The sequence below is a fragment of the Janthinobacterium sp. CG_23.4 genome (assembly GCF_029892305.1).
Classification (GTDB): domain Bacteria; phylum Pseudomonadota; class Gammaproteobacteria; order Burkholderiales; family Burkholderiaceae_D; genus Janthinobacterium; species Janthinobacterium lividum_D.
Window position 1 is genome coordinate 2006393 of sequence record NZ_JARXUX010000001.1, and the last position, 26439, is coordinate 2032831.

At 59.9% G+C, this 26439-nt stretch carries 21 protein-coding genes; 6 read left to right on the plus strand and 15 right to left on the minus strand.

Going from position 1 to position 26439, the window contains the following annotated elements; genetic code table 11:
* Positions 1–32 precede the first annotated feature (32 nt).
* The 12 genes from H4V96_RS09155 to H4V96_RS09210 all read right to left on the minus strand — a co-directional run bounded on the left by H4V96_RS09155 (position 33) and on the right by H4V96_RS09210 (position 16866).
* On the minus strand, positions 33–3221 hold the full coding sequence (locus H4V96_RS09155; protein ID WP_280720881.1) for a tetratricopeptide repeat protein: 3189 nt from the start codon (positions 3219–3221) through the stop codon (positions 33–35).
* Between the two features lie 278 nt (positions 3222–3499).
* Positions 3500–4600, minus strand: a complete 1101-nt coding sequence (locus H4V96_RS09160) for a class I SAM-dependent methyltransferase (protein WP_196855460.1) — start codon at positions 4598–4600, stop codon at positions 3500–3502.
* A gap of 49 nt (positions 4601–4649) precedes the next feature.
* Positions 4650–5648: a fatty acid desaturase gene (locus tag H4V96_RS09165; protein ID WP_196855459.1), complete on the minus strand. Its 999-nt coding sequence runs from the start codon at positions 5646–5648 to the stop codon at positions 4650–4652.
* 1 nt (position 5649) lies between these two features.
* Positions 5650–6393: a class I SAM-dependent methyltransferase gene (locus H4V96_RS09170; protein ID WP_280720882.1), complete on the minus strand. Its 744-nt coding sequence runs from the start codon at positions 6391–6393 to the stop codon at positions 5650–5652.
* Positions 6394–6410: 17 nt separating this feature from the next.
* Positions 6411–7532, minus strand: a complete 1122-nt coding sequence (locus tag H4V96_RS09175) for an FkbM family methyltransferase (RefSeq protein ID WP_196855457.1) — start codon at positions 7530–7532, stop codon at positions 6411–6413.
* Between the two features lie 39 nt (positions 7533–7571).
* Positions 7572–7814 (minus strand): acyl carrier protein, encoded by a 243-nt coding sequence (locus tag H4V96_RS09180; RefSeq protein WP_010397490.1) that lies wholly within the window; start codon positions 7812–7814, stop codon positions 7572–7574.
* Positions 7815–7835: 21 nt separating this feature from the next.
* Positions 7836–8987, minus strand: coding sequence for a Gfo/Idh/MocA family oxidoreductase (locus tag H4V96_RS09185; protein WP_070347190.1), 1152 nt, complete (start codon positions 8985–8987; stop codon positions 7836–7838).
* Between the two features lie 3 nt (positions 8988–8990).
* Positions 8991–10544 (minus strand): class I adenylate-forming enzyme family protein, encoded by a 1554-nt coding sequence (locus H4V96_RS09190; RefSeq protein WP_010397495.1) that lies wholly within the window; start codon positions 10542–10544, stop codon positions 8991–8993.
* Complete coding sequence (locus tag H4V96_RS09195; protein ID WP_010397497.1) at positions 10541–11221, minus strand: acetyltransferase; 681 nt, start codon at positions 11219–11221, stop codon at positions 10541–10543. Before H4V96_RS09195 ends, H4V96_RS09190 begins: the two co-directional genes overlap by 4 nt.
* Positions 11218–12360 (minus strand): DegT/DnrJ/EryC1/StrS family aminotransferase, encoded by a 1143-nt coding sequence (locus H4V96_RS09200; RefSeq protein WP_196855456.1) that lies wholly within the window; start codon positions 12358–12360, stop codon positions 11218–11220. The genes H4V96_RS09195 and H4V96_RS09200 overlap by 4 nt, the downstream gene beginning before the upstream one ends.
* Positions 12357–15035 (minus strand): tetratricopeptide repeat protein, encoded by a 2679-nt coding sequence (locus H4V96_RS09205; protein WP_196855455.1) that lies wholly within the window; start codon positions 15033–15035, stop codon positions 12357–12359. Before H4V96_RS09205 ends, H4V96_RS09200 begins: the two co-directional genes overlap by 4 nt.
* A 154-nt stretch (positions 15036–15189) precedes the next feature.
* On the minus strand, positions 15190–16866 hold the full coding sequence (locus H4V96_RS09210) for an electron transfer flavoprotein-ubiquinone oxidoreductase (RefSeq protein ID WP_196855454.1): 1677 nt from the start codon (positions 16864–16866) through the stop codon (positions 15190–15192).
* Between the two features lie 252 nt (positions 16867–17118).
* Here H4V96_RS09210 and H4V96_RS09215 point away from each other — a divergent pair, with 252 nt between their 5' ends.
* Positions 17119–17895: an SDR family oxidoreductase gene (locus H4V96_RS09215; protein ID WP_010397505.1), complete on the plus strand. Its 777-nt coding sequence runs from the start codon at positions 17119–17121 to the stop codon at positions 17893–17895.
* Positions 17896–17916: 21 nt separating this feature from the next.
* Here the strand turns inward: H4V96_RS09215 and H4V96_RS09220 are convergent, their stop codons facing one another.
* Positions 17917–18483, minus strand: a complete 567-nt coding sequence (locus tag H4V96_RS09220) for a LuxR C-terminal-related transcriptional regulator (protein ID WP_196855453.1) — start codon at positions 18481–18483, stop codon at positions 17917–17919.
* A gap of 171 nt (positions 18484–18654) precedes the next feature.
* Here H4V96_RS09220 and H4V96_RS09225 point away from each other — a divergent pair, with 171 nt between their 5' ends.
* Positions 18655–19356, plus strand: coding sequence for a CoA transferase subunit A (locus H4V96_RS09225; protein ID WP_196855452.1), 702 nt, complete (start codon positions 18655–18657; stop codon positions 19354–19356).
* 20 nt (positions 19357–19376) lie between these two features.
* Positions 19377–20027: a CoA transferase subunit B gene (locus tag H4V96_RS09230; RefSeq protein WP_010397519.1), complete on the plus strand. Its 651-nt coding sequence runs from the start codon at positions 19377–19379 to the stop codon at positions 20025–20027.
* 208 nt (positions 20028–20235) lie between these two features.
* Here the strand turns inward: H4V96_RS09230 and H4V96_RS09235 are convergent, their stop codons facing one another.
* Positions 20236–21573, minus strand: a complete 1338-nt coding sequence (locus tag H4V96_RS09235) for a dicarboxylate/amino acid:cation symporter (protein WP_280720883.1) — start codon at positions 21571–21573, stop codon at positions 20236–20238.
* A gap of 227 nt (positions 21574–21800) precedes the next feature.
* On the opposite strand from H4V96_RS09235, the gene H4V96_RS09240 reads away from it, so the two are divergent.
* The 3 genes from H4V96_RS09240 to H4V96_RS09250 are packed head-to-tail and all read left to right on the plus strand — an operon-like array spanning position 21801 to position 25384.
* Positions 21801–22682, plus strand: a complete 882-nt coding sequence (locus H4V96_RS09240) for an alpha/beta hydrolase (RefSeq protein WP_010397526.1) — start codon at positions 21801–21803, stop codon at positions 22680–22682.
* A 58-nt stretch (positions 22683–22740) separates the two neighbouring features.
* Positions 22741–23091, plus strand: coding sequence for a RidA family protein (locus H4V96_RS09245; protein WP_010397530.1), 351 nt, complete (start codon positions 22741–22743; stop codon positions 23089–23091).
* 40 nt (positions 23092–23131) lie between these two features.
* Positions 23132–25384, plus strand: coding sequence for a bifunctional (p)ppGpp synthetase/guanosine-3',5'-bis(diphosphate) 3'-pyrophosphohydrolase (locus H4V96_RS09250; RefSeq protein ID WP_196855450.1), 2253 nt, complete (start codon positions 23132–23134; stop codon positions 25382–25384).
* Positions 25385–25459: 75 nt separating this feature from the next.
* Here H4V96_RS09250 and H4V96_RS09255 read toward each other — a convergent pair whose 3' ends face one another.
* The gene (locus tag H4V96_RS09255; RefSeq protein ID WP_196855449.1) at positions 25460–26410 is read right to left on the minus strand and encodes a cation diffusion facilitator family transporter; all 951 of its coding nucleotides are present in this window, start codon (positions 26408–26410) and stop codon (positions 25460–25462) included.
* Positions 26411–26439: the final 29 nt, after the last annotated feature.

Consider the following 26439-nt stretch of genomic DNA (forward strand, 5'->3'; position numbering starts at 1 on the left):
CGGGTTCCTCGTTTTGCTTATATTTTGCCTACTTATGCGAGTCCAATTGGCGGGTTGGGGACTGCCACGGGGGCCGCGAACGAGACTGGTGGCAAGCCTTCGCACCAGCGCTGCCACATGATGCGCAGGCTGTTTTGCAGGCCTTCTGTGATCAGCTCGGGGTTACCCATGGCCGATCGTTCCAGGCGGTGGCGCATGCTGTAGCGATAGGCTCCCAGCAGCATCGGGTTTGCCGCCATGGCCTGTGCCTTGCGCACATAGTCGTCGTCGTCCTTGCCGATGAATTCTTCCAATCCGACCTGCAGCAGGATCGACGTGCCGATGCGGCTTGGCAGGGTGGTGCCAGCCGTTGTCAGGGTGGGCACGCCCATCCACAGCGCGTGGAAGGTCGTCGTGCCTCCACCGTACGGGAAGGTGTCGAGGCAGATATCGACGCGATGGTGCATTTCCATGAACTGCGTTATGCCCGTGCGGCCCTCGAAGGTCAAGCGTTCCGGCGCGATGCCTTCTTCTTCGAACCATCGCATGATAAGCGGATGCGGCGCCGAAGTGGGCATGGCTGCGAGCAGCATGCGGGCGTCCGGAATGGCGCGCAGCAGCATGGACCAGCGCGCGATGACCTTGCGGTTGATCTTGGTGATGCGGTTGAAGCTGCCGAAGGTGAGGTAGCCATTCGTCAGCGCGGGAGCAGGGCGGATACCGGATGCATATTCCGATGGCAGGAACGGCGAGCAGGACGGTAGCAGGACCAGCTTTTCCGTGAATTGACTGTCGAGTATGCCGTCCGGCGCAAAATAGGGGTCGGTGAGGTAATAATCCATGGCGCGCAGGCCCGTCGTCAACGGATAGCCGATCCAGCTGGCCTGGATGGGTGCTGGCTTGCTAGCGAAGAGCAGCAAGCGATTCTTGCCGGTGTGGCCCGACAGGTCGATCAGGATGTCGATGCCATCGTCGCGGATCTGCTGCGCCAGTTCGAGGTCATCCATCTGCTCGACCTGGCGCCAGTGGGGGATGACTTCGCGCAAGCGCTGCGAGACGTGGTCGTCCTGCGCATTGTTATGGTAGGCATACAGCGACAGTCCCGCGTCGCTGCGGATATTTTCCAGCACCGGAATAATGAAATGCGGTACGGGATGGTTGTGCAGGTCGCCCGATACCAGGCCCACTTTCAAGGTGCGCAGCGCGTCGCGCGTATTGGTGTGTTCCTTGGCATTCTTCGCCATATGCGTCTCGAAAGTATCGCTAAAGCGCAGATGCTCTTCAAACAGCGTGGTCGCATCGATATCGGCGCTGTGCGACAGCAGGAACAGGTAGTTGCTGAACAGGGTATCCCACAGCGGGCATACCTTCAGGCCTGCGCGGCAGGCTTCGATGGCTTCGTCTATCCGGCCGAGATTGCTCAGGGTGCTGCCGATGTTGACATAGGCGTCGCGATACTCGGGATTGAGGGCCAGTACTGCGCGGTAGCATTCCAGCGCCGCTGTCGGCGCATTGGTCAACACGTGGCAGTTGCCGAGCGCGAAGTGGGCGCGCTCGAATGTGGGATCGAGCGCTATCGCCGCCTGGTAGCGTGTCTGCGCCTGCTCATACTTCTGTTGCGCCAGTAATACGTTGCCCAGGTTGCATATGGCTGAGACGTTTTTCGGGTTGATTTCCAGCGCGCGCAGGTAGGCCGCATTGGCGTCGTCGTAGCGCTTCAGTTTCTGCAGCGCTACGCCAAGATTGTTGTACACATCGTCGTCATCCAGTTCTCGCTCGGTCGCACCGGTGTAGGCTTCGACGGCCAAGGCAAAGCGGCGGATGGTGTTGTAATAATCGCCCAGCTGTTTGTAGGCCAAGGCGCTGCCGGGCGCCAGATCGATCGCGCGCTGGAAATATAGCAACGCACTGTCCTGCTCTTCGGCTGCGCCGTAGACGACGGCCAGCTGTATGCAGGCCTGGGCATCACCGGGTTGCAGAAGTTGGGCTCGCTGGCACAAGGCGATAGCCGAGGCGTAGTTTTTTTCCTGGCATTGCAGTAATCCCAGGTTGCTCAGCGCTTGTACGAAGTTGCCATCGATGGCTATTGCCTGTTCATAGGCTGCAATGGCATCGCTGACGTGGCCTTGCGATTGCAGCGCGCGGGCTAGGTTGTTGTATAGCACGGCTTCGCCCGGCGTTGCTTCGATGGCGCGCCGGTAACTGGCCTCAGCGCCCTCGAAGTCGCCCGCCTCATGTAGCGCGCTGGCCAGGTTGGCATGCACGGCGCTCGTATGCGGCGCCAGTTGTAGCACGGCGCGGTAACTGACGATGGCGTCTTGCCATTGTTTCAGGTCTTGCTGGGCGTTGCCGAGATTGAGGTAGACTTCCGCGTCGCCGGGCAGCAGAGCCAGCGTCGCCTTGTAGCTGGCGATGGCGTCGTCATTGCGCTGCATTGCCTTTAAGGTATTGCCAAGATTGAAGTGGGCCTTGGCATAATCGGGTCGTAGCGCCAGCGCCCGCCGGTAAGCCTGTTCGGCCTGCTCCAGTTGGCCCAGCGACTGCAAGGTCACGGCCAGATTGCAATATGCTTCGACAAAGTCCGGATTGCGCTGCAGCGCGCGCGTGTAACTGGCGACGGCCTCTTCGTGCATGCCGCGCGCCTGGCAGGCGATACCCAAGTTGCCATACGCTTCGGCATCGTGTGGCGCAAGTTCCACTGTGCGTTGCCATGCCTGCAGCGCGTCCTTGCCCTGCTGTTGCAGGGCGGTGCCCAGCACGCTCCAGGCAAAGTCCGAGGCGGGGTAGCGCTGCGTCAAGGCGCGGCTGGCCGCTTCCAGTTCGGCATGGTGGCCGGCTTGATACAGCTCAATGACGTGCTGCGTTTCCTGCGCTGTCGGGGTGGCCGCGATCGCCGCTTCGATGCGCTTGCGCAGCGTTTGCGACTGTTCGTTGTCCAGCCCGCGGGTGATCGCTTCGTTGACGATTTCCAGCGCCTGCTCGCGCTCGCCCGCTTTCAGCAAGCCATCTGCGTATGAGAGCCAGAACTGGCCTTCGTCCGGATTCACCGATAGCGCCTTGTGCAGGTATGGCAGGCCGGCCTTGAACTGGCCAACCTGGCCCGCTAGCAAGCCCAGATTGTGATTGGCGATGGCGTTATAAGGCTCGGCCTGCAAAATGGCCAGATATAGTTCTTCTGCCTGTTCCAACAGCCCTGCCTGGTGCGCTGCAAGCGCTGCTTGCAGGTCTTTGTCGAGATGCATCTCAGTGGTGGCGTTAGCGGTCATGGCAAGTTGAAAAAGTGAGGTTAATTGGAATTGTAACTGTTAGGCAGTGTAATAGAAACTTTCCTATGGGAATTTTATGGCGTGGCCATGCGCCGCTTTTACCCGCCTTACTTTTGCCTGCGCTACTTCTGTGTTGTTGCTGATGAGTCCTATCCTGACGGCGATCTTGCGCGATGCGGCATGGGCAGTCGGACAGGCGGGAGGCAGGCAGCTGCCTTCGTACAGCCTGGCATGCCGAATGCCTTTCAAGCGACTCAGCGCAGTTGCAGGAACAAGGCGGTGCCCATCACAAATGCCGAGCTGATCCGTGTTTGCTGTTGCGCCAGGAATTCATCGCCGGCCCGCTGCGGCCCGTCGCCATACGGCCAGACATAATCGTCAATGATGATCCAGCCACCGGCGAGCACATGCTTCGCCCAGGCGGTGATATCGGCCTGGGCGGCCTCGTAGGCATGGTTGCCGTCAATGTGTAGTAGCGCAATACTGCCCGCATAGTTGGTGGTGCCGAAGGACGGGCTATGCACGGCTGCCGTCTGGCGGTACTGCTGTTCCGCCGCGACCGAGGGCAGGCGCAGATAGTTGATATCGTTGTCGCTGTAAGGCAGCAGGTTCATCTCGAACACGCGCAGCGCTTCATCGTAATCGTAATGGTGGATGCAGTTGTCGACTAGGCCGCCAGTGTCGTTTTGCACCACGTACTCACTTTGCCAGGGGTCGATGCACAAGGTGTGGCCGATGCCATACAGACGCGCCAGGCGCGCCAGCACAAACGCTGACTTGCCCCATGCGCTGCCAATCTCGACCACGTCGCCGCGCACGCTGTGGCGGGCAATTTCGTAGAGGGCGCTGATTTTCTCGTCATCGCACATGCCTGGAATTACATTGGCATGGCGGAAAAGGGTGGCCAGCTGCAGTTCCGGCAAAGCCGGCTTGGTGTCGACCGCCGAGGCGATCGGCAGCGGCGTCGCCAGCGTCTTGCGCGCATGCGCCATGGCCGAACGATAGCCGCTCATTTCATCATGTACCGGTGAAGCGTTGATCAGGGGAATGGCCGGTCGCAACTTCTTGAGCACGTCATTCAGATAGCTCCAGACGACGGGATTGGGGGTGTAAATGCCGGCGATGCCGCGCTGCGCGATCAGCAGTTGCAAGGCCTCCAGGAAGCCTGGATCGTTGACATACGGCAGGAAGGCCCACTCTGGATAGGCCGGTTTGCTGACATCGTAGGCGAGCGACGAGGCGCCGATCACGGCTTGTCCATCGCGCTTGCAGCGCTCCAGGTAATCGAGCGAGCGAGGCATACCTGCAGGAAAAATCAAGATCGGGTTGTTGAGGGCCGTGGACGAGGCATGCATGGAAATTCCTTGTTGGTAATTCAGGAGCTACTGATAGGGCGTGGTCAAGCTAGGTGCGCGGTGGCATGGCCGAGGCGCGCTCCTGTTGCCGTTTGATGGCGGCGATGTCGCGCAGCAGGGCGCGCATGCCACGCGATGCCGGCGGCAGGTCGTGCTCTATTTGACTGCGCAGCGCTTTCAGCTGGTAGAACGGTACCGCCGGGTACATATGATGTTCGATGTGGTAATTCATCTGCCAATACAAAAAAGCCAGGAAAGGATGTAGCAGGACCGTGCGGCTGTTCAGGCGGAAATCGTCGACATCGGGCTGCATGCCGAAATGCTGGGCCAGCGCCAGGGTCTTGTTGAGCCAGTCCGCGATAAAGGTGGCGAATGTGACGAGCAATAGCAGCGGCCAGTGGCCAGTGGCAACAAAGGCCGCGGCCATGACAAGATGGCCCAACAAGATAATGCGGGCAAAGCGGATGACGGGGCGGCGTGATGCCTGTTCCGGGAACAACTGGGCACCCCACTGGCCACGAATGATGCCCAGGCTGTTTTCCACCACGATCTTTAGGGCCCGGTAGCAGGCCGGCAAATCGAACGACAGCGCCCAGAACCATTCCCTGTAGCGCAGCGTCTGCGGCAAGCGGACTTCACCATCCTGGCCGCTGAGCACGGTTTTCTGGTGATGGCGGATATGGCTGGCTCGGAAATACACATAGTTATTCCAGGTCAGGAACGCGAACAAGGCCAGGAAGACATCGTTGTATAGACGCGTCTTGAAGACCGTGCGGTGTACCAGTTCATGCCCGGCCCCAGCCCAGCCCAGGAAGGAGAAAAAGCTGCCATGGAAGAGCAGTGCTGCCAGGGCCCAGCCATAATGGCCATTCAGGAAGGCCCAGTACGCCAGCGTTCCGGTGCCGCAGAGCAGTAAGAGATGGCTGGCGATATGCACTGCGCCCTGCATGTCGCTGCGCCGCGTCAAGGCCGACAGGTCTGTGCCTGTCAGCTTGCTGCGGTACCAATTGAGCCGTATTGGTGGCTGTGCACCCATTTTTTCCGTCATGTTACTGTGCGAGCAGGCGCTTGAAGTTGCCATTCAGTATAAAGGCCAACATGGTATTTTCGACATGAATCACGGCATGGTCGCCACTGAAATCATCGACAAAGCGGGTCACGTCGCCATGGATCTTTGATCGGTAGTCATGCCACAGGATAACAGAGTCGGGCTTGGCCATGGCCAGTGCGTTGGCGGTATCGATCGCCACCGTCTCGTAATCATGGCCGCCATCGATGAAGATGAAATCGAATTGAGCGCTCAATTGCTGCGCTTGCGGATCGAGCTTGCGGCTGTCCAGGTGCAGGCGGGTAATTGCGCACTGGACGTCGGCTGGCGCGCGGTCGATGTAGAACGCGCCTTTTTCCGCAAACTGGCGACGCAGGTAATTGTCGTTTTCCGTGTCATTTTGCAGGATCAGGGCGGCCTTGTCGGCGCTTGCGGCGCTCAGGTCGATGTCGGCGGGCGGCAGGTCCAGCGTGGTGACATGGGCGCCGGGCGGCGCGTTGCTCGCCAGTAAAACCGAGGTAGCGCCCATGTAGGTGCCAAATTCAAAAAAAGTCTGCGCCCCGGTCAGCTTCGCAAGGCTGACCAGGATCGAGCTTTCCAATAGCGTCATGCCGCCGATGGCGCTGCTGGGGATGCTGACGCTGAACATGATGTTTGCGTCGGGAAAGCTCGTTTCAACCTTTTGGAAAAGAACTTTGGGGCGTATCGCGCTCACTTGGGGGGCGCTTGTCGTAGTCGTAGTCATGCTGGGTCCTGTCATTGTTAAGCTACTAATTCCGCAGGGGATAGAGCGGTGTTGCGGCGTGGCACGAAGTACATGATCGTTTCCGACCAGCCCTGCGTGTAATGGCGCAAATACAGGTCGTAGTCCTGGCGGATGCTGGCGATATAGTCTGGAATGCGATGGAAATCGGCGGCGCTATGGTAGACGGAAATGGCCAGCTTGGGATGCTCGTCGCGGATATGGCGTTGCGAGCCGGCCAGGGCCTGCATTTCCCAGCCTTCCAGATCCATCTTGATGAAGCTGACGGCCTGCTTGACGGCCAAGTCGAGGGTGGTCACCTCGATACTGCTCGAACCGGCCGCACTGACTGCGCTCGCTGAGCCTGCATCTGGATTGAACCATAAAGTGCCGGGCTGGTCGGAAATGCCTTGTTCGATGTAGCTGATGCCGTGCCGCTGCGCCAGGCGCGTTTTTGCGTCCTGCATATTCTTCGCTGACGGTTCGAACAGGAACACGGCCCGGTAGTCGGGATAGCGTTCGCAGAACAACTCGGTCGTATCGCCGTCGAATCCGCCGGCGTCGACAAACACTTCGTCCGACAAGCACAGGAAGTGCTCGAAATACTGTTCCGAGAATCGCACTTCGTAGCTGGCCATATGGCGCGGATCGGCACTGAGCCGGTATTGCACCACATGGTCGAATACCGCTCTTGATTCCTCATCGGCAAATTGGGCGCGCAAGTGATCCCAGCGGGGGCCGTTGGCGGCGACATCGGCACGCATTTGTGCGACGAAGGCGGGGGCCGGCACCAGGTCGGGGCGCGCTGCCAGCAGGTCGGCGTAGCTGAGCCTAGCCTTCACCGGCTGCAGCGCCAGCTTGCGGGCGGCCGCAACCGGCGCGATCGACATGGCGCAATTGACCACCATGGCATCGGACGGAAGTTGCTGCATGGCGATGACCGGCTTGCCATGCCATTGCGTGCCACTGGCGCCGTCGTCGACGATGCCATCAATCGCGATGTCCAGCGTCGACAGCAGCGCCTGCGCATGTTCGTTGCGTCCCAGCAGGAAGCGCGGCGCGCTCACCGAGGCCGATAGAAACGCCTGCACCTGTTCGTCCGCGACAGCGTGCCGCGTGATCGATATTGCTGTAACTGACATGGTTAGTCTCCGTACGTGGGATGCTCGATGTGCATCTCTTCAGGCAGTTTTGTTGTTGATCAGGGCAAGCAAGCCCCGCACCGAGCGGAATTGTTTTGACTCAATATCGTCGTCGTCCAGGGTGATATCGAAGCGCGCTTCCAGTTCCAGGATGAACTTGATGATGGCCATCGAGTCGATGATGCCAGCGGCAAGGAAGTCGTCGTCGTCGGTGAAATCCGAAGGCAACGGCGATTTTCTCGCTAGCAGGGTGAGGATGAATGCACGGATGTCGTCTTGCATGGTGTTGCTTTCTTGGTGGGTTCAGGCCTCGATGGTTTCCCAGCGGCGGCTTTGCGAGGATGCAACCATGGCTTCCAGGAAATGCATGCCTTCCAGGGCCAGTTCCGCACTGTACACGGCGCCGCCCTGCCATGGCAGGCCTTGTTGAAATTGCCTTACGCCAACGGCTATATCGCCGTACAAATTGGCGAAGGCTTCGATGAAACCCGCCGGGTGGCCGGCCTTGAAGCGGTTGTAGCGAAGGGCGTTGCTCACTTCGACCTGGCCTGCTCGGTCGATGATCTCGCGTCGTCCGTCGACATGCGACAGAGTCAGTTCCTCAGGCTGTGCCTGATACCACTCGGCAGCGGCCAAATCGCCATAGATGCGGATGCGCAAGCCGTTGCGATGGCCCAGTGCCGACTTGCTGAACCAGAATTGGCCTTGAATGTTGCCGCTGTATTGGCACAGGCAGCCCGCATTGTCGACCACCCCGGCAAACCAGCCATAGTGATTCTGGTCCGATACCAGCTCCAGCGGCTTTTCGCCTGTCAGGTAGGCTACCATCTGATGCAGGTGGACGCCGAGATCGAGATGCAAGGTCGGAATAGCGCCATCGGCCAGTCGCCACGCCTGCGGTGTTGGCTTGTTGCCCCTGGCGTCGACGCGGACAAAGCCTTCCTGCGGCATTTCGGCCTGGAAGTGCAGAATCTTGCCCAGTTTTCCATCGCGGATCTTGCGCTCAAGCTCGCGCAACATCGGATAGCCCGCGTAGTTATACGTCACTGCCAGGAAGGCCTGGTGTTCGTCGCGTACCGCGATGATCTGGCGCGCCTGCTCACTGCTGACGGCAAGCGATTTTTCGCAGATAACGGCGATGCCGGCACGCATGCAGGCCAGTACGCTGTCGACATGCGACGGTGTCGGGGTCAGGATCACGACGGCATCGATGTTGCCCTGTTCGCTGGCCAGCAACGCTTGCCACGTGTCGTAGATGCGTTCTGGATGGACGCCGTACACCTGCCCGCTTTCCTGGTTGGACTCGACATGACGGCTGAAGCAGCCAGCCACAAGCATCCACAGCCCATCCATGGCGCTCGACACAAAATGTGAATAGCCAACGGCGGAACTGCGCGAACCGCCGATAAACGCCAGCCGCAGCGGTGCCGGGGGCGCTGTAAGTGTATTTTCCATGTTTTATTCCCGCTCCGGGGAGCTTGCGTAGGTCTGGACAAGTTGAAATTTCATTAGCTTGCCCATGCTGTTTTTCGGTAGCTGCTCAACAACAAAAAAGCGCCGCGGCTGCTGGAAATCGGCCAGCGCATTGGCGCAGTGAAAGCGCAGCTGGCGCAGGTCGAAGCTGGCGGGATCCCTGACGACCAAGGCCACGGCCACCACTTCGCCCAGCCTGGCGTCGGGAAAGGCAAAGGCGGCGCTTTCCGTGACGGAACCGTGCGAGCCGATCGCTGCCTCGATGTCCGCAGGATAAACATTGATGCCGCCGGTAATGATGACGTCTTTTTTTCGTCCCAGAAAATACAGATAGCCGTCTTCGTCCAGCTTGCCGATATCGCCGGTACGGAAATATTCGCCACACATCGCCGCGCGGGTCAATTCTGGCAGTTGAAAATAGCCGCCAAACAACATGTTGGTCTTGCAGACGATTTCACCGGCTTGGCCGGACGGCAATTGCTCATCGTTTTCGCCCAGGATGCGTAGTTCGACCCCTGGCGCAGCGCGCCCTACCGATTGCAGTTTGGTGCGCGCCGCATTGCCATCGAGATTGGTGGCAATGGCGATTTCCGAGGCGCCATAGCATTCATGGAAATCGCAGGAAAAGCGCGCCAGCAGATCGGCTTTTACAGCGTTTTCCAGCAGGGCCGACGATGACACCAGGCAGCGCAAGCTGCTAACGTCGTGTTCGTCCTGTGCCATGTGGGCGGCAATCTGCTTGAGTTGCGACGACACTGCAATCGTGAAACTGACCCGTTGCGCCTGCACGCAGCGCAACCAGGCCTGGGCCGAGAAATGTGCCATCAGCACCGCGCTGCCGCCGGTCAGCAGTGGCAGCAGTACCAGGCGCTCGGCCAGGGAGTGATACAGCGGCGTCGCGGCCAGGGTGCGATCCTGCGCCGTCATGCCATACAGTTGGACCGCCGCGCGTAGACGGTTGAGTTTAGTGCGCTGGCTTAGTACGATGGGCTTGGGGCTACCCGTCGAGCCGGAGGTCATGGTCAGGATCAGGGCGTCATCTGCCTGGCCCGCATGCAATGGCCGTGCATCGGCCGGCGCCGCCTGCAGCAGTTGCTCCAGTGTGGTGGCGCCGGCGCCGGCGGCATCGATGCTAAGCCAACAGCCATGTACAGCGGCGCTGCCCGGCTCTGCGCGCAGCGCCGCCAGTTGTGGCGACGTTGACACCAGGTGCCTGGCCTGCGCTGCCTGCAAGGAGTGCAGGGCGACCGCCGGCGGCAAGGCCGGACTGAGCGGTACCAGCCCGGCGCCAAGGTCGGCGGCCACCAGTATCAGGGCAACAAATTCCACATTGTTGGGCAAGATAACGCCGATCTGGTCGCCGCGCCGCACGCCGTTGGCTGCCAGCGCATTTGACCAGCGCGCCACCAGTTGCGCAAGCTGTGCGTAGCTGATCTCCCGGCCTTCGCAGGCAATCGCGATTTTTTCCGGCGTGGCGGCGGCGCGGTCGAAGAAAATGCCGCTGATGGTCTCCGGCGCTGCCTGTGGAGGCTGTCTCATTGCTGCCCTGCCATGCCGGAAAATTTGAGGAAAGAGCTGCTTTTTAGTCGGAACAACTGGCCCGCTTCGGACAGATAGACCTGGTCGTCCAGGGTGTCTCGGTTGATCAACGTATTGGCTGCAATGAAATTGCGCGCACCCAAGCGCAAGCCGTGCGCGGTCGAGGAGTTGACGCCGAAAAAGCAGGCGTCACCGATGCGGCAATCGCCGGCGATCGCGATGCCGGCGTTGATCCAGTTGTAGGCGCCGATCACGCAATCGTGGCCGAGATTAACGTTGCTCGAAATAAAAGTGCCACGTCCGATGCGGCAGCCGGGATGGATAGCCACATGGTCCAGGACGATACAGCCGTCCTCGATCAGCACGTCGTCGTGACGCAGCACGGAAGAGTGCACAAAACTGGCCAGGCGGTAGCCTTTTTCCTCGGCTTCGCGGTGCTTGCGCGCCCGCAAGGCATTCATTTCCAGGAATCCAACAGCGATCAGCATGTCGTGCTCATCGGGCGCCAGCTGTAGGGCAACCTGGCTAAATGGCAACAATGGCAAGCCCAGGAAGCTGGTCGTGGCGTCGTCGATACAGGCATCGTCAACTGTGAAGGCGACGATGTCCATGCTGTGGCGTGCGTAGGAATATAACAGTCTGGCAATGGCGCCATTGCCGTAAATAATGGTTTTCATGATGGCTTGGTAATGGAACTGGCCAGGCGAATGACGTCGACCACGCGATCTTGCTGCTCCGTCTGCAGCTCGGGATAGATCGGCAGGCAGATGACTTGATTGGTCATTTCACCGGCCAGTGGCAAATTCGTGCGGGCTGCCGAGGGCATGTTGCGGTACATCGGAAAATCGCTGATCAGGGGATAAAAGTAACGGCGTGCAATGATGCCGGCCTGGCGCAAGGTATCGAACAGGGCATCGCGCGACAGGGCGTAGCCTGGTTGCACCAGAATCGGAAAGTATGAGTGGTTAGCGCTCGTTTCGGGCGCATCGGGCGGGCAATAAATGCCAGCGATGCCGGCCAGTTGTTCGCGATAGCGGCGTGCAACCTTGCTGCGTTCGTGTAGTGCAGCATCGATGCTTTTCAACTGCAGCAGCCCGAACGCGGCGCTCACTTCGTTCATCTTGCCGTTGATGCCGGCCGCGACCACTGTCACTTCATCGATAAAGCCGAAGTTCTTCAAATGGTCGATATGGCGCTTCATCTTGGCATCGCTGCAGACGATGGCGCCGCCTTCGAAGGTATTGAATACTTTGGTCGCGTGAAAGCTCAATACCGACAGGTCGCCATGCGTGAGCAGGCTGTTGCCTTGGTAGTTGACGCCGAATGCATGGGCCGCGTCATAGATGACTTTCAATCCATAATTGGATGCAATGTCATCGATTGCAGCGACGTCGCATGGCCTGCCATAGCAGTGCACAGGCATGATGGCGGTGGTCTGTGGCGTGATTGCCGCTTCGATTTTCCTCGGGTCGATATTGAAGCTGCCTGGCGCAATATCGACAAATACGGGTTTGATGCCATTCCATAGCAGGGAGTGCGCAGTGGCGACGAAGGAATATGGCGAGGTGATCACTTCTCCCGTGATGCGCAGGGACTGCAAGGCGGTCATCAGCGCCAGCGTACCGTTGGAAAACAGCGAAATATATTTCACCCCCAGATAATCGGCCAGGGCCTGCTCCAGTTGGCGATGGAAAGGCCCGCCGTTGGTCAGAATCTTGTTTTCCCAAATCTGCTCCAGATAAGGAATAAATTCCTCCAGGGGCGGCAGCGTGGGCTGTGTAATGTAGATAGGCGTATTTTTATCTGCTGGGGTCATGGTTGCCCTTCCTTTTGCGGTTCCGCTGCAATACCGCTACTTGTCGCTTCAAAACTTGCCGGCTTCTCTCCCGCACACCAGCGTTGCCACATATGGCGCAGGGCCACTTCCAGCCCCTGGGTAATCTCGTCTGGTCGCCCGCTGGCCGCGTTGCGCATCCGTTCTCGCATTTCCAGGCGTATGCCGGCAAGCCGGCCGGGATCGCTGGCGTACGACAGTCCTTTGGCGAGGAAATCTTCTTCTCCGCGGGCGATGAAATCTTGCAACCGCGCATGCGACAGGATGGCGGCACTGACGTAACCTGGCAAGGTGGGACCGACCATGGTCAGCGTGGGCACGCCCATCCATAAGGCGTGAAAGCCGGTGGTGCCGCTGGTGTACGGGTAGGTGTCGAGGCAGAGGTCGACCTGGCTGTGCAATGCCAAGTAATCGTGGATATTGGTGTAGCGATGAAACATCAGGCGGCCCGCATCGATGCCCTCGCTGGCAAACCACGAACGCAGCCGGTCGCTGGCCTGCTTGTCGGGGATCGCCGCGAGCAGCATTTTGGCCTCTGGCACCATGCGCAACAAGGCGGACCAGCGGCCGATGACGTCGCGGCTCAATTTGCCCGCCCGGTTGAAACTGCCGAAAGTGATGTAGCCATTTTCGATCGACGGCGCCGGGCTGATTGCAGGGGCTTCGGGAGATGGCAGAAAAGGCGCGGTAGCAGGCAAGCGCACCAGCTTCTCGGTGAACTGGTCGTCAAGTTCGCCGGGAGGGGAAAAATAGCGATCCGTCAGAAAGTAATCGATCGCCTGCAAGCCCGTCGTCCCTGGGTAACCGATCCAGGTAACTTGCAGCGGCGCCGGCTTGCGCGCGAAAGTGGGCAGGCGGTTGAAGCCGGTATGGCCCGACAAGTCGATCAGGATGTCGATCGCGTCGCTGGCGATCAGCTGCGCCAGTTCCGCATGGCTCAGTTTTTCAACCTGGCGCCAGAGCGCGAACAGGCCGTGCAGGTGCCGGCTGATATGGTCATCATGAAAGCTGTTGGCGTAGGCGACGATTTCCACTTGCCGCGATTGGCTCAAGTATTCCAGGATGGGCGTGATGAAATGGGCTACCGCATGGTTATACAAGTCGGCTGATACAAAGCCGATGCGCAGACGGCGCTCTGGATCACGCACATTGCCATGCTGCGGCCAGGAGGCGCGCAGCGGCGCCTCAAACTGCGCGCCATAGCGAAGGTGCTCGGCAAACAGGGCGGAAGCGTCGATTTTTTCGCTGTGTGTCAGGTAGAACAGCAAGTTGCTGTGCAATTCATCCCAGTCCGGATTGATCTTCAGTGCCTTGCGGCAATGCTCGATGGCTTGGTCGATGCGGCCCAGGCGGGTCAATGCGGCACTGATATTGACATATGCCCGGCGGTGATGCGGATCGAGTTTGACCACGGTTTCAAAACTGTTGACAGCTTCGCTCAGGCGGCCCATCTCCATCAGGCAAGTACCGAGGTTGACATGCGCGGCGGTCGATTTCGGCCCCAGCTTCACGGCGCGCCGGCAGCTTTCCAGCGCGGCTTCCCGCTGTCCCATGGCGTTCAGGACGGCGGCGATATTGCTGTGGGTGACAGGACTGTCCGGTGCCAGCAGGGCCACTTGCCGGAAGGATGCCAGCGCCGCCTCCAGTTGGCCGTCTTCTTGCAGGGCGATGCCGAGGTTGTTGAGGGCGTCGATATTACCTGGTTCTAACAGTAGCGCTGCCTGGTAAATGGCGATGGCCGGCTCCTTGCGCCGGGTTTCACGCAGCAGGTCGGCGTAATGCAGCATGGGTGCGGCGAGCGACGCGTCGAGCGCGATCGATTGCCGGTACGCGCGCTCGGCCTCGGCCGTTGCGCCTAGCGCATGCAAGCTGCGCCCCAGGCCATGGTAGTGTGCCGCGTTTGCCGTCGGTAGCGCCGTGGCGCTGCGATAGCTGGCCGCCGCCTGCGCATTGCGATCGAGGCGGAATAGCACATTGCCCATGCCGCCATGCGCCATGGCGTTTTGAGGATCGCGTTCCAGCGCCGCCGCATAGCTTTCCAGTGCCGCATCGGGCCGGTTCAGGGCGACGTGCACGTCGCCCAGTTTGCGATGCATGTCGGCTGCGCCCGGTTCTAGCGCCAGCGCCTGGCGATAGCTCGACTGCGCCGACTGAAATTGCTGCTGCGCCACCAAGACGTCGCCCTTGCCACGATGCGCCATGGCGAGCGCGGGATCGATATCGAGCGCGCCGCCATAGCATTGCCCGGCTTCCTTCAGGTGCCCTTGCGCTTGCAGCACGTCGCCCAGGCCGCTGAGCGCTTCGGCATAGGTTGGCGCCAGTTCCAGGGCGCGCACGAAATACGGCATGGCCAGGTCGGGATGCCCGCCATCCATATGGGCATTGCCCAGGTGCAGATGGGCTTCGGCGTCGTCGGGTGCCAGTTCCACCGTCTTTTGCAGGGCCGATAAGGCGTCCTTGCCCTGCAGCCGCAAGGCCATGCCCAGCACGCGCCAGGCCAGGGCCGACGTGGGGTAGGCGTCCGCCATGGCGCGTGTCGCCTCCTCCATCTGGAGCTGCTCGCCGCTTTCATACAAGCGAACGATGTGGTCGATTTCCTGTTGACTCGGCTGCTGAGCGTCGTTCGGCGGCAATGTTGCGGGATCGGTAGCGTGCATGAGGGAAAGGAAGAGTGTATGCCACTGTCGATTGTAACGGTTGGAAGTGCTTTATAGAAACTTCTTCTTCAGAAAGTTCAATTTGAAAAAAATGGCGTGGACGTCTTGCGACGTCCACGCCATTGTACATCGCGGCTTGCCAGCAATGAGTGGCTTACATATTCGGATAATTCGGGCCGCCGCCGCCTTCTGGCGTCACCCACACGATATTTTGCGTCGGGTCCTTGATGTCGCAGGTCTTGCAGTGCACGCAGTTCTGCGCATTGATCTGCAGCCGTTCGGCGCCGGCGTCGTTTTTCACGTATTCGTACACGCCGGCGGGACAGTAACGCGCTTCCGGACCGTCATACATGGCCAGGTTGACGTCGACCGGCACGCTGGCGTTTTTCAACGTCAGGTGGATTGGCTGGTCTTCCGCGTGATTCGTGTTCGAGATGAAGACCGAGGACAGTCTGTCGAACGTCAGCTTGCCATCAGGTTTTGGATACACGATTTTTTTCGACTGCGCCGCCGGTTTCAGGCATTCATGGTCGCCATGCGTATGGTGCAGCGTCCATGGCGCCTTGCCGCGGAAGACGATCTGGTCGATCCCCGTCATCAGGCTGCCCAGGTACAGGCCCTTCGACAGCCAAGGCTTGACGTTGCGCGCCACGTGCAGCTCTTCATGCAGCCAGGATTGTTCAAAAGCAACGGGATAGCTGGACAGTTCGTCGTGCTGGCGCTGTTCGCCCAGCGCGCCGAAGGCTGCCTCGGCTGCCAGCATGCCGCTCTTGATCGCTGCGTGGCTGCCCTTGATGCGGCTCATGTTCAAAAAGCCCGCATCGCAGCCGATCAGCGCGCCGCCGGCAAACACCAGCTTGGGCAGCGATTGCAGGCCGCCGGCGGTGATCGCGCGCGCGCCGTAGGAAATGCGTTTGCCGCCTTCGAAAAACTTGCGGATTTCCGGATGCGTTTTATAGCGCTGGAATTCCTCGTACGGCGACAAATACGGGTTTTCGTAGGCCAGGCCCACCACATAGCCGACCATGACCTGGTTGTTTTCCATGTGGTATAGGAAGGAGCCGCCATAGGTCTTCGAATCGAGGGGCCAGCCCGTCGAGTGGATCACCAGGCCCGGCTTGTGCTGCGCCGGGTCGATTTCCCACAATTCCTTGATGCCGATGCCGTACGATTGGGGGTCTTTGCCGGCGTTCAAGTCATACTTGGCCATCAGTTGCTTGCCCAGGTGGCCGCGCGCGCCTTCGGCGAACAAGGTGTACTTGGCGTGCAATTCCATGCCCAGCTGGAAGTCGGGACCTGGCTCGCCGTCGCGCTTGACACCCATGTTGCCGGTTGCCACGCCTTTGACTGAGCCGTCGTCGTTGTACAGAATTTCCGCGGCAGAGAAGCCGGGGAAGATTTCCACGCCCAGGCTTTCCGCCTGCTGACCCATCCAGCGCACCACATTGCCGAGCGAGACGATGTAATTGCCGTGGTTTTCAAAGCAGGCCGGCACGGCGAAGTTTGGTGTCTTGTAGGCCTTGGTTTCCGTCAGCAGCAAGATGCGGTCTTCTGTCACTGGCGTGTTCAGGGGCGCGCCCAGTTCTTTCCAGTTCGGTATCAGTTCCGTCAAAGCTTTCGGGTCCATGATGGCGCCCGACAGGATGTGCGCACCGAGTTCGCCGCCTTTTTCCAGCACGCAGACCGACACTTCCTGGCTCTTCTCTAAGGCCAGCTGCTTCAGGCGGATTGCCGCCGCCAAGCCTGCGGGGCCACCGCCGACGATCACCACGTCATACTCCATGGTGTCGCGCGGTCCGTACTGTTCAACTAAGTTATTAGGCTGTGTCATGGTCTCGATTGTTGGTCACTAAATGGGTGGGTGAGGAATCTTCGTATAAATTTAAGCACGAGTGTGCTTGTTTTTGTCGAGGATTGCAACTTTGGCGCCATTTTGCGTGACATTGCCCCTTGCCGCAATCTAATTCGAGCCATTTTGTGTAATGATACCGCTTACCTTTGCTCAAGTGTGGCGCGGGGTATTTTGCCCCCTGCCGCCATGGCGTGCGGTAAAATGTTATCTAAAATAAAACAGGAGTAGCTCGTGGGCATAGAAGTCAATTTCGAGGGCAAGATTGCCCTGATTACCGGCGCATCGAGCGGCCTCGGCGCGCGTTTTGCAAAAGTGCTGGCCCAGGCGGGCGCGCAAGTCGTGCTGGCCTCGCGGCGCACCGAACGCCTGAAAGAGTTGCGCGCCGAAATCGAAGCCGATGGCGGTGCCGCGCACGTGGTGTCGCTCGACGTGACCGACTTTGCCAGCATCAAGTCGGCCATCGCGCATGCGGAAACAGAAGCGGGCCCCATCGATATCCTCGTCAACAATTCCGGTGTCTCCACCACGCAACGCCTGGTCGATGTCACGCCAGAAGATTACGCGTTCGTCATGGACACCAACCTGCGCGGCTCCTTCTTCGTGGCCCAGCAAACGGCCAAGCGCATGATCGCGCGCGCCAAGGGCGACCCGAAGAAACAGCACCGCATCATCAATATCGCCTCGATGGCGGGCTTGCAGGTGCTGCCGCAGATCGGCGTGTATTGCATGAGCAAGGCGGGCATGGTGCACATGACGCGCGCCATGGCCGTGGAATGGGGCAAGTATGGCATCAACACCAACGCCATTTGCCCAGGCTACATTTCCACGGAAATCAACGAAGATTATTTCGCCACCGAGCAGGGCAAGAAGCTGATCGAAATGCTGCCCAATAAACGCCCGGGCAAGCCGGAAGACCTGGACGGCTTGCTGCTGTTGCTGGCGGGTGAGGATTCGCACTTTATCAACGGCGCGATCATTTCTGCCGATGGCGGCATGAGCACGTTTTAAAACGTTGGCCTGGCCGCAGTCCTAGCGCTGTAGCTGCAGTCCTACCAGCTTGTGCACCAGCTCCGACGAGGTCGCGGCAGCGAATTTACGCATCAGCTTGGCACGGTGCATTTCTACCGTGCGCGGGCTGAGGTCGATCTGGCGGGCGATCACCTTGCTGGTCTTGCCTTCCACCAGCAGGGCGGCGATCTCGCGTTCGCGCGGTGTCAGTTCCGCCGTCACGGGACGTTTCTCGCTGACATCTTCGAACGTCCAGATGCCTGCTCCCAGCGGTGCGTTCGGCAGCATGGCGTGGCCCGTGACGTGGCACCAGAACAATTCCCCATTGCTGCGGCGCATGATGCGCTCGTCCGAATAGCGGCCCTTGGCATTCATGATGGGGATGATGCGCTCACCCGTGCGCAGGAATTCGGCGTGCGTGGGGTAGAGTACTTCGAACGACTGGTCGTCGAGCCGGGCGCGCGCATAGCCGAACATGGCCGCCAGCGCTTCGTTGCAGCTGCGCATGATGCGGTTTTCCGACATGCACATGCCCACGGGCGCGTGCAGGAAGATGCTTTCATAATCGATGGCTGACGCGGCGTTCATCTGATACGTATCACTCTCACAAGGGGATGGCTGGCACGGCGCCGGTAGTTCTACGGTATTGTACTTTCCACTCGCGTATTTTATGCTGGGGCGCTGCCTGAGTCATGGACGCAATCATGCACTCAACCATGGACTCAAGACCTAAGCTTAACAAAAGATAGAGGGACACTCATGAATAAAGTTTATCCTGACGCCGCCTCGGCGTTGGCCGGTATCGTCCAAGATGGCCAGACCATCGCCGTCGGCGGCTTCGGCCTGTGCGGCATTCCCGAAGCCCTGATTGGCGCCTTGCGCGATTCGGGCGTGACGGGGCTGACCGCCATTTCCAATAACGCTGGCGTGGACGGTTTCGGCCTGGGCCAGCTGCTCACCACGCGCCAGATCAAGAAAATGATCGCCTCCTATGTGGGCGAAAACAAGGAATTCGCGCGCCAGTACCTGGCCGGCGAACTGGAGCTGGAATTTACGCCGCAAGGCACGCTGGCGGAAAAACTGCGCGCCGGCGGTGCGGGTATCCCTGCCTTTTTCACCAAGACGGGCGTGGGCACCATTGTTGCCGACGGCAAGGAGCTGCGCGAATTCGACGGCGAACACTATGTGATGGAGCGCAGCCTGGTGGCCGATGTGTCGCTGGTGAAGGCCTATATGGCCGACCGCGCAGGTAATTTGGTGTACCGCAAGACGGCGCGCAATTTCAACCCGAACGTGGCCATGGCGGGCAAGATCACCGTCGTTGAAGTGGAAAAACTGGTCGAAGTGGGCGAGATCGATCCGGACCAGGTGCATACGCCGAGCATCTTCGTGCACCGCATCGTGGTCAACGCGAACCCGGAAAAACGCATCGAGCAGCGCACCGTGCGCACTGAAGCATAAAAAAGAATACGGAGAACATCATGGCTTGGACGAGAGATCAAATGGCTGCCCGCGCGGCCAAGGAATTGCAGGATGGCTTTTATGTGAACCTGGGCATCGGCTTGCCGACCCTGGTAGCGAACTATGTGCCGGACAATATCGAAGTATTCCTGCAGTCGGAAAACGGTTTGCTGGGCATCGGCCCGTTTCCCACCGATGCGCAAGTCGATGCCGACCTGATCAACGCGGGCAAGCAGACGGTGACGGCCCTGCCCGGTGCCGCCTACTTCAGCTCGGCTGACTCGTTTGGCATGATCCGTGGCGGCAAGATCAACCTGGCCATCCTGGGCGCCATGCAAGTGTCGGAAAAGGGCGACCTGGCGAACTGGATGATTCCAGGCAAGATGGTCAAGGGCATGGGCGGCGCCATGGACTTGGTCGCCGGCGTCAAGCGCGTGGTGGTACTGATGGAACACGTGGCTACGGCCAAGGATGGCACGACGTCGCACAAGCTGCTCAAGCGCTGCGACTTGCCGCTGACGGGCGTGGGCGTGGTTGACGTCATCATCAGCGACCTGGGCGTCATCGATGTGACGGAAAACGGCTTGAAGCTGGTGGAACTGGCGCCGGGCGTTACCAAGGAACAAGTGCAGGCGGCTACGGGCGCAGAACTCGACGTTTCGGCCGTTTAAGTGAAATAGCAGCGGCGCAATGTCAGCGACGCGTCGTGATGGAGCAGGGCGGACAGCGATGTCCGCCTTTTTTTTAGGCGCCAGCCTTGCCGCGCAAGTCGTCCAGGCTTTACGCTTGGTTGGTGATGTAATGCGCTAAGCGCGCCATGAAAAAAGCCCCGCAGATTGCTCTGCGGGGCTTCTGATTCCATTGCTTGGAAAGTGCTGCTTACTTGACGATATTTACGCTTGGTGCAACATAGGCGTCGTCGGCCGGGTGGGTTGGATTGGCCAGCTCGCTGTGCAGCTTGTCCATGTCCAGTTCCTTTTCCCATTTCGACACGACGATGGTGGCCACGCCGTTGCCGACGAAGTTGGTCAGCGCGCGGCATTCACTCATGAAACGGTCGATGCCGAGGATCAGTGCCATGCCGGCCACGGGAATCGTCGGTACCACGGCCAGGGTGGCAGCGAGGGTAATGAAGCCGGCGCCGGTGATGCCGGAAGCGCCTTTCGAGGTCAGCATCGCCACGCCGAGGATGGTCAATTCCTGCCAGATGGTCAGTTCCGTGTTGGTCGCTTGTGCCACGAACAGGGCCGCCATGGTCATGTAGATGTTGGTGCCGTCCAGGTTGAACGAGTAGCCGGTAGGCACGACCAGGCCGACCACCGGTTTCGAGCAGCCCAGGCGCTCGAGTTTTTTCATCAGCGCCGGCAGGGCCGATTCCGACGAGCTCGTGCCCAGCACGATCAGCAGTTCTTCCTTGATGTACAACAAGAAGCGGCCGATCGAGAAGCCGGTGTACTTGGCGATCAGGCCCAGCACGACGAAGACGAACAGGAAGCAGGTCAGGTAGAACGAACCCATCAGTTTAGCCAATGGAATCAGCGAGGCCAGGCCGTATTTGCCGATCGTGAAGGCCATCGCGCCAAATGCACCAACGGGAGCGACTTTCATGATGATGTTGACCATGCCGAAAATGGCATGCGACAGCTCGTCGATCAGCTTGGTGACGGGACGGCCGCGTTCGCCCAGCAGGGACAGCGAGAAGCCGAACAGAATGGCGATCAGGAGCACTTGCAGAATGTCGCCCTTGGCGAAGGCGTCAACGAAGGTCTTCGGGATGATGTTCATCAGGAAGTCGGTCGTCGTCATGCCTTCGGCGTGCGTGTATTGCGCGATCGACTTGGCGTCCAGGTGGGCAGGATCGGCGTTGAAGCCGGCGCCCGGTTTCAGGATGTTGGCAACGACCAAGCCGATGGCCAGTGCGAAGGTAGAAACCACTTCAAAGTACAGCAGCGCCTTGCCACCTACGCGGCCGATTTTCTTGACATCTTGCATACCAGCAATGCCGGAGACCACGGTACAGAAGATCACCGGGGCGATGATCATCTTGATCAGTTTGATAAAGCCGTCACCCAGCGGTTTCATGTCGACCGCGTTGGATGGGTAGAACACCCCCAGCAGCACGCCCGCCACGATGGCGAACAGCACCTGTACATACAGGATTTTATAGAATGGTTTTTTCACGAGTTGTCTCCTCTTGCGCGTTAATGCTGCGATCATCCACGCATTGCCGGGCCGGCTCAATTGTGGATAACCGCAGATATGCATTTTCGCTATATCGGGTATTGCTCCATGGCGAAGGTGCCAGTGCTGTGCTGCGGCGCAGCATTTCAAGCGTGCGCTTGGAGCATTGCCCGTGCTGCGCTACACTGCCGTAGCGCCCGCGCGCGAGAGACCCCATGGCAGGCAGGAAGCGGTGCTCTTTTTACATCAAATAAGGAATTGTCATGATTCAAGCGAGCATCAAATCCGTCCAGTGCATTTCCCCTGCAGGCTTGCATACCATGTCCTACAAGGAGTGGGGCGCGCCCGACAATCCGAACGTGCTCGTCTGCGCCCATGGCGTGACGCGCGTGGCAGACGACTTTGACGATCTGGCGCGCGCCATGGCCAGCGATTACCGCGTCATCTGCCCCGACGTGGTAGGGCGCGGCCGCTCGGGCTGGCTGGCCAACCCGCAGTTCTACCGCGTGCCGCAATATGTGAGCGATATGGTGACCCTGCTGGCGCGTGTGCTGGCGTGTGGCGAGCGCCAGACGGTGGACTGGTTCGGCACGTCCATGGGCGGCTTGATCGGCCTGGGCCTGGCATCGTTGACTAACAGTCCGATCAGCAAGCTGGTACTGAACGATATCGGCCCGACCCTGGCGCCGGAAGCCTTGCAGCGCATCGGCGACTACATCGGCCAGGACTTGCGTTTTGAAACCTTCGAGCAGGGCGCCAAGTTTGTGCGCGACGTGTCCGCCAGCTTCGGCCCGCATACAGACGCGCAGTGGCATAAACTGGCAGCCGATGTGTTGCGCCAGGATGAGGATGGCCATTGGCGCCGCCACTATGATATGGGCCTGGCCATGCCGTTCCGCTCGGCCACGCCAGAATCGGCGGCCAGCGACGAAGCCATGCTGTGGGCCGCCTACGATGCCGTGCGCTGCCCCACCTTGCTGGTGCGCGGGTCGGAATCGGATTTGCTGTCGCGCGCAACGGCGCACAGTATGCTGGGCCGCGGCCCAAAGGCGCAGCTGGTCGAGATCGAAGGTGTCGGACATGCGCCTACTTTTGTCCACGACGCGCAGATCGCCATCGCGCGCAAGTTTTTGCTGGGTAAGTAGTCAGAGATAAATGAAGCCATAAGGCTGTACAGATTTTGAAACAAGCGAAAGAAGAAGCATGCAAATTACACGACTGCACGTAGGCAAACGCCTTTCCGAAGTAGCGGTACACAACAACACCATCTACCTGGCCGGCCAGATTGCCGAAGACACGACGCAAGACATCGTCGGCCAGACGCGCGAAGTGCTCGGCCACGTCGATCGCCTGCTGATGGAAGCGGGCAGCGACAAGACCTGCATTCTGTCGTGCCAGATCTATATTGCCGACATGAAGGACTTCGATGGCATGAATGAGGTGTGGGATGACTGGGTAGCTTCCGGCCACACGCCGCCGCGCGCCACCGTAGAGGCGAAGCTGGCCAATCCGGCCTGCCTGGTAGAAATTGTCATCATCGCCGCAGAACGTTAAGTTATTTGGTTTTTAAGTTTTTAAGTTCATAAGGCATTACATGGTTTCCATCTCGGCCCCGAATAGCGCCACATCGGAACAATTGGTAGAGGGCTTGAGTGCGCCGGACAGCGCGCGCGTGCTCGACGCGCTCACGTATGCCACCGAAGCGTATGGCGACAAGCAGACTTTTGCCGGCTGTTCTGCGCTGGAGTTTGCCATCGGCGTGGCCACCACGCTGGCCTTCTTGCGCAGCGATGCAGAAACGCGCATCGCCGGCCTGATGTTCGAGCTGACCATGCTGGACCCGGATACGGCGGCCGATATCGAGCCACGCTTCGGCAAGCAGGTGTGCGACCTGGCGACAGGCGTACGCCAGCTGATACGCCTGCGCGCGCTGACCCAGGCACAGCACGGCAGCGCTGCGGGGCGCGGCAAGAATGCGGCGCAGCAAGCCGTGGCCCAGGTGGAAACCTTGCGCAAGATGTTGCTGGCGATGGCTTCCGACATGCGCGTCGTGCTGGTGCGCCTGGCCGCCTGCGTCACGACTTTGCGCTATTTCGCCGAAATAAAGCTGTTCAACGACATGACGCGTGAATACGGCAAGGAAACGCTGGACCTCTACGCACCGCTGGCCAACCGCCTCGGCATCTGGCAGCTGAAGTGGGAACTTGAAGACTTGTCGTTCCGCTTCATCGAGCCGGAAGCGTATAAACGCATCGCCAAGATGCTCGAAGAAAAGCGCATGATGCGCGAGGGCTTTGTGTCCTCGGCGATTTTGCGCTTGCAGACCGAACTGGCTTCGGCCGGTATCGAAGCGGAAGTATTTGGCCGCCCGAAACACATTTACAGCATCTGGAACAAGATGCGCGGCAAGGAGCTCGATTTCACGGCCCTGTACGATGTCCGCGCCTTCCGCGTTATCGTCGCCGACGTGAAAACTTGCTATACGGTGCTGGGCGTGGTGCACAATGTCTGGACCCCCATCCCGAAAGAATTCGACGATTATATTTCGCGCCCGAAAGCGAACGGCTATCAGTCGTTGCACACGGTAGTGACGGCCGAGGATGGTCGTCCGCTGGAAGTGCAAATCCGCACCAATGAAATGCACAGCTTTGCCGAATACGGCGTGGCCGCGCACTGGCGCTACAAGGAAGAGGGCGGCTCCAACTTTGCTGGCCAGAAATACGACGAAAAGATTGCCTGGCTGCGTCAATTGCTGGCCTGGAAGACAGAAGTAGCTGACGCTGTCGTAGGCCAGGAAGAGATCCAGCGCGAATGGGTGGAAAAGCTCAAATCGGCCACCCTGGACGACCGCATTTTCGTCATGACGCCGCAAGCGCGGGTGCTCGAATTGCCGGTCGGCGCCACGCCCGTCGACTTTGCGTATCACTTGCATACGGACGTGGGCCACCGCTGCCGCGGTGCCAAGCTCGACGGCATCATGGTGCCCCTGAATACGCCATTAAAGAATGGCCAGACCTGCGAAATCATCACGGCCAAGGGCGCGCCAGGCACGGCCGGGCCGTCGCGCGACTGGCTCGGTACCGGCTACGCCGCCAGCACCCGCACGCGCTCCAAGATTCGCGCCTGGTTCCACGCCATCGACATGCAGGAAACCCTGGCCCACGGCCGCGCGCTGGTGGAAAAATCCCTGCAGCGCGAAGGCAAGACGGCCGTCAATCTGGAAGCGCTGGCGCAAAAGCTGGGCTTTGCGAAAGTCGACGAGCTGTTCCTGTCGGTGGGCAAGGATGAATTCAGCCTGCGCCACGTGGAGCAGGCGCTGCACGATAATGGTGAAGTGGTGGTGCCGGAAGACGCCGTGTTGGTGGGCAAGAGTCGCGCCTCCAGCGTGGAGCAGGGCGCCAAGTCCGGTGTGCTGGTCGTGGGCACGGAAGGCCTCATGACGGTGCTGGCCAAGTGCTGCAAGCCGGCGCCGCCGGACAGCATCGTCGGCTTCGTCACGCGCGGCAAGGGCGTCTCTATTCACCGCGCCACCTGCAAGAACTTCGAGGAAATGCGCGCCAAGTCGCCTGAACGCGTGATTTTCACCGAGTGGGGCAGCACCGGCGTGCACGACACCGTGTATCCGGTCGATGTGTTCATCTTGGCTGGCGACCGCCAGGGCTTGCTGCGCGATATATCCGAAATATTTTCGCGCGAAAAGATCAACGTGATCGGCGTCAACACCCAAAGCGCCAAGGGCCAGGCGCGCATGACGTTTACGGCCGAGATCAGCTCGACGGCGCAGTTGTTGAAGGCGCTCAATGTGATCAAGGACGTCAGTGGTGTACTGGAGGCAAGGCGCAGTTAGTTTTGTTGAACCCCAAGAGCAGAGGCTGGGGTCAGACCCTGATGGTCTGACCCCGGTATTTGCCGTTGGGTAAAATTAATGCGTCTTGTCACCCGCATGCAGCCCCGCCATCGTGGCCGTCTCCGGCTGCAGCGTAATATGATCAATCCCATGCTTGTCCAACAGCATCTTCTTGATCGCGCGCAAGACCTTGGGCCAATGGTCGAGGTGCTCGATTTCCACGTGGCCGATCAGGGCCGGTTGGCCCGGCGACATGTCCCATACATGTAAATCGTGCACGGCAATCACGCCGTTTACTTGCTCCACGTCCGTGCCCACGGCGATGTAGTCGATATGCAGGGGGACGCCTTCCATCAGGAAGTGGTACGACTCGCGCAGTACGCCGAAGGTCGATTTCAGGATCAACAGAGACACCATCACCGACAGCAGCGGGTCGATCTGCATCCAGCCCGTGAAGTAAATCACGGCGCCGGCGACGATGGCGGCGACCGAGCCGAGCAAATCGCCCATCACGTGCACCAGGGCGGCGCGTGTGTTGACGCTTTGCTTGTCTTTCGACAATACCCATGCCACCACCACGTTGATCGCCAGGCCGATGAAGGCGACGATGACAACCATGCCCCCCTTGACCGCTTGCGGGGCGGAAAAGCGCAGCACGGCTTCATAGCAGATCGACCCCACCACGCACAGCATGGCCAAGCCATTGACGAAGGCAGCGAGCGCTTCGGCGCGGCCAAAGCCGAACGAGTGGCGCGCTGAAGGCGGGCGGCGCGCGATCAATTGCGCCAGCAGGGCCAGGCCCAGCGCTGCGGCGTCCGTGACCATGTGGCCCGCGTCGGAAATTAAGGCTAGCGAATTGGACAGGAAACCAGCGGCTACCTCGATGCCGGCAAACGATAGCGTCAGTGCCAGCGCCCACGCCAGGATGTTCTGGCTGCGCCCCTCGAACGAATGGGTATGCTGGGCGTCACCCTTCAGGTGGGCGTGCAGACGGGTGGCGTCGTGGTCGCTGTGCGTCGGCTGCATGGCATGCCTTGTTGAATCAGATGGCAGTC

What these genes read in the sequence shown, in the direction of transcription:
- H4V96_RS09155 (WP_280720881.1), bottom strand. Translation starts at nt 3,221, where the DNA reads ATGCATCTCGACAAAGACCTGCAAGCAGCGCTTGCAGCGCACCAGGCA.
- H4V96_RS09160 (WP_196855460.1), bottom strand. Translation starts at nt 4,600, where the DNA reads ATGCATGCCTCGTCCACGGCCCTCAACAACCCGATCTTGATTTTTCCT.
- H4V96_RS09205 (WP_196855455.1), bottom strand. Translation starts at nt 15,035, where the DNA reads ATGCACGCTACCGATCCCGCAACATTGCCGCCGAACGACGCTCAGCAG.
- H4V96_RS09165 (WP_196855459.1), bottom strand. Translation starts at nt 5,648, where the DNA reads ATGACGGAAAAAATGGGTGCACAGCCACCAATACGGCTCAATTGGTAC.
- H4V96_RS09235 (WP_280720883.1), bottom strand. Translation starts at nt 21,573, where the DNA reads ATGATCGCAGCATTAACGCGCAAGAGGAGACAACTCGTGAAAAAACCA.
- H4V96_RS09185 (WP_070347190.1), bottom strand. Translation starts at nt 8,987, where the DNA reads ATGGAAAATACACTTACAGCGCCCCCGGCACCGCTGCGGCTGGCGTTT.
- H4V96_RS09170 (WP_280720882.1), bottom strand. Translation starts at nt 6,393, where the DNA reads ATGACTACGACTACGACAAGCGCCCCCCAAGTGAGCGCGATACGCCCC.
- H4V96_RS09225 (WP_196855452.1), top strand. Translation starts at nt 18,655, where the DNA reads ATGAATAAAGTTTATCCTGACGCCGCCTCGGCGTTGGCCGGTATCGTC.
- H4V96_RS09180 (WP_010397490.1), bottom strand. Translation starts at nt 7,814, where the DNA reads ATGCAAGACGACATCCGTGCATTCATCCTCACCCTGCTAGCGAGAAAA.
- H4V96_RS09190 (WP_010397495.1), bottom strand. Translation starts at nt 10,544, where the DNA reads ATGAGACAGCCTCCACAGGCAGCGCCGGAGACCATCAGCGGCATTTTC.
- H4V96_RS09250 (WP_196855450.1), top strand. Translation starts at nt 23,132, where the DNA reads ATGGTTTCCATCTCGGCCCCGAATAGCGCCACATCGGAACAATTGGTA.
- H4V96_RS09230 (WP_010397519.1), top strand. Translation starts at nt 19,377, where the DNA reads ATGGCTTGGACGAGAGATCAAATGGCTGCCCGCGCGGCCAAGGAATTG.
- H4V96_RS09175 (WP_196855457.1), bottom strand. Translation starts at nt 7,532, where the DNA reads ATGTCAGTTACAGCAATATCGATCACGCGGCACGCTGTCGCGGACGAA.
- H4V96_RS09245 (WP_010397530.1), top strand. Translation starts at nt 22,741, where the DNA reads ATGCAAATTACACGACTGCACGTAGGCAAACGCCTTTCCGAAGTAGCG.
- H4V96_RS09240 (WP_010397526.1), top strand. Translation starts at nt 21,801, where the DNA reads ATGATTCAAGCGAGCATCAAATCCGTCCAGTGCATTTCCCCTGCAGGC.
- H4V96_RS09210 (WP_196855454.1), bottom strand. Translation starts at nt 16,866, where the DNA reads ATGACACAGCCTAATAACTTAGTTGAACAGTACGGACCGCGCGACACC.
- H4V96_RS09200 (WP_196855456.1), bottom strand. Translation starts at nt 12,360, where the DNA reads ATGACCCCAGCAGATAAAAATACGCCTATCTACATTACACAGCCCACG.
- H4V96_RS09220 (WP_196855453.1), bottom strand. Translation starts at nt 18,483, where the DNA reads ATGAACGCCGCGTCAGCCATCGATTATGAAAGCATCTTCCTGCACGCG.
- H4V96_RS09255 (WP_196855449.1), bottom strand. Translation starts at nt 26,410, where the DNA reads ATGCAGCCGACGCACAGCGACCACGACGCCACCCGTCTGCACGCCCAC.
- H4V96_RS09195 (WP_010397497.1), bottom strand. Translation starts at nt 11,221, where the DNA reads ATGAAAACCATTATTTACGGCAATGGCGCCATTGCCAGACTGTTATAT.